2 protein-coding genes are annotated in these 2,396 nt (G+C 74.5%); both read left to right on the top strand.

The features are described from left to right. The coding region (locus tag ACYVE9_RS23220; RefSeq protein ID WP_461029841.1) for an aldehyde dehydrogenase family protein at nucleotides 1-1,232 on the top strand (1,232 nt) is incomplete at its 5' end. A gap of 14 nt (nucleotides 1,233-1,246) precedes the next feature. Continuing rightward, nucleotides 1,247-2,329 carry a Zn-dependent alcohol dehydrogenase gene (locus ACYVE9_RS23215; RefSeq protein ID WP_461029840.1) on the top strand — a complete coding sequence of 361 codons (1,083 nt, stop codon included), beginning with the start codon at nucleotides 1,247-1,249 and terminating at the stop codon, nucleotides 2,327-2,329. Nucleotides 2,330-2,396: the final 67 nt, after the last annotated feature.

Raw genomic sequence — 2,396 nt, 5'->3', positions numbered from 1 at the left:
CGGCCGAGCGCGCCGCCCGGCTCGGCGCGCTGCGGGACGGTCTGGCGGCCCGGCGTGAGGAGATCGCCGAGACCGTCACCGCCGAACTGGGCGCCCCGCTGGCCCTCGCCCGCTCCGTGCACGCCGACCTGCCGACCGCCGTCGCCGGCTCCTACGCGGTGATCGCAGCCGAGTACGAGTTCGAGGAACGGGTCGGCAACTCCCGGGTGTTCCAGGAGCCGGTGGGCGTGGTCGGCGCCATCACACCGTGGAACTACCCGCTGCACCAGGTCGTCGCCAAGGCGGCGCCCGCGCTCGCCGCGGGCTGCACGGTGGTGCTCAAGCCGGCCGAGGACACGCCCCTGGCGGCCCAGCTGTTCGCCGAGGCCGTGCACGAGGCGGGGTTTCCGCCCGGCGTGTTCAACCTGGTCACCGGGATGGGCGCGGTGGCGGGCGCGGCACTGGCCGGGCACCCGGACGTCGACCTGGTGTCCTTCACCGGCTCCACCGCGGTCGGCCGCCGCATCGGTGCGATCGCGGGAGAGGCCGTCAAGCCGGTCGCGCTGGAGCTCGGCGGCAAGTCCGCCAACGTCATCCTCCCGGGCGCCGACCTCACGAAGGCCGTCAAGGTAGGCGTCGCCAACGTGATGTCCAACTCCGGTCAGACGTGCAGCGCCTGGACCCGGATGCTGGTCCACAGCGACCAGTACGACGAGGCCGTGCAGCTGGCAGCGGCGGCCGTCGCCCGGTACACCCCCGGCGACCCGCGCGCGGAGGGCACGAGGATCGGCCCGGTGGTGAGCGCCGCCCAGCGGGAGCGGGTGGCCGGCTACATCGAGCAGGGCGTCAGGGAGGGCGCCGAGCTGGTCGCCGGCGGCCCGACCGCGCCCGAGGGCTGCGAGCGGGGCTACTTCGTGCGCCCCACGGTGTTCGCCGGTGTCACCCCGGAGATGACCATCGCGCAGGAGGAGATCTTCGGCCCCGTGCTGACGATCCTGCCGTACCGGGACACCGACGACGCGGTGCGCATCGCCAACGGCACCGTGTACGGCCTGGCCGGGGCCGTCTGGTCGGACGACGAGGACGAGGCCGTCGCCTTCGCCCGGCGGCTGGAGACCGGCCAGGTCGACATCAACGGCGGGCGCTTCAACCCGCTGGCGCCGTTCGGCGGTTACAAGCACTCCGGCGTGGGCCGGGAGCTGGGCCGCCACGGCCTGGCCGAGTACCTCCAGACCAAGTCCCTGCAGTTCTGAAGGAGGCCACCGCCGTGGTCCGAGCCGCTGTCCTGTCCGCCGTCAACACCCCGCTGGAGATCACCGAGATCTCGCTGCCCGCGCCCGGTCCGGGCCAGGTGGCGGTCAAGCTCGCCGCCGCCGGGGTCTGCCACTCCGACCTGTCCCTGTCCAGCGGCGTGCTGCGCCAGCCCGTGCCGGCCGTGCTCGGTCACGAGGGCGCGGGCACGGTCACGTCCGTCGGTGAGGGGGTCACCGAGGTCGCGCCGGGGGACCGGGTGGTCCTCAACTGGGCGCCTTCCTGCGGTACCTGCCGTTTCTGCGTCCGGCTGGAGGAGCCCTGGCTGTGCGAGCGGGCCAACGCGGCGACCACCGTGCCCTACGCCCGCGCCGCGGACGGCCGGGAGCTCTATCCCGGCCTGAGCACGGCGGCCTTCGCGGAGGAGACCGTGGTGTCCGCGCGGGCGGTGCTGCCGCTGCCGGACGGCATCGACCTGACCGACGCGGCCCTGCTGGGCTGCGCGGTACTCACCGGCTACGGGGCCGTGCACCACAACGCCCGGGTGCGGCCGGGCGAGTCGGTCGCGGTCTTCGGCGTAGGGGGCATCGGCCTCTCCGTGCTGCAGTCCGCCCGGATCGCCGGAGCCGAACGGATCGTCGCCGTCGACGTCTCCGGCGCCAAGGAGGAACTCGCCAGGGCTGCCGGGGCCACCGACTTCCTGCTCGCGTCGGACACCACGACGAAGGAGATCCGTGCGCTCACCGACGGGTACGGCACGGACGTGGCCGTGGAGTGCGTGGGCCGGTCGTCGACGATCCGGGGCGCCTGGTCCGCCACCCGGCGCGGCGGCCGGATCGCGGTGGTCGGCATCGGCGGCAAGGAGGACCTGGTGAGCTTCTCCGCGCTGGAGGTCTTCCACTTCGCCCGGACCCTCTCGGGCTGCGTCTACGGGAACTGCGTCCCGGCCAGGGATCTGCCGGTGGTGGCCGGGCACGTCCAGGCCGGACGTCTCGACCTGGGCACGCTGGTCACCGAGCGCGTCGGCCTGGACGACATCCCGGCCGCCTTCGACGACATGCGCGCCGGACGAGGCGGCCGGACCCTGGTGGTCTTCTAGCCGCCGCCCGCCGCCCGCCGCCCGGCCGGGTGCGCACGGCACCCGCCGTCGTCCTACCGGCCGGAGG

It is taken from the genome of Streptomyces sparsus (assembly GCF_054776295.1).
The sequence above is the reverse complement of the archived record's forward strand: the minus strand, read 5'-3'. Positions and strand labels throughout refer to the sequence as shown.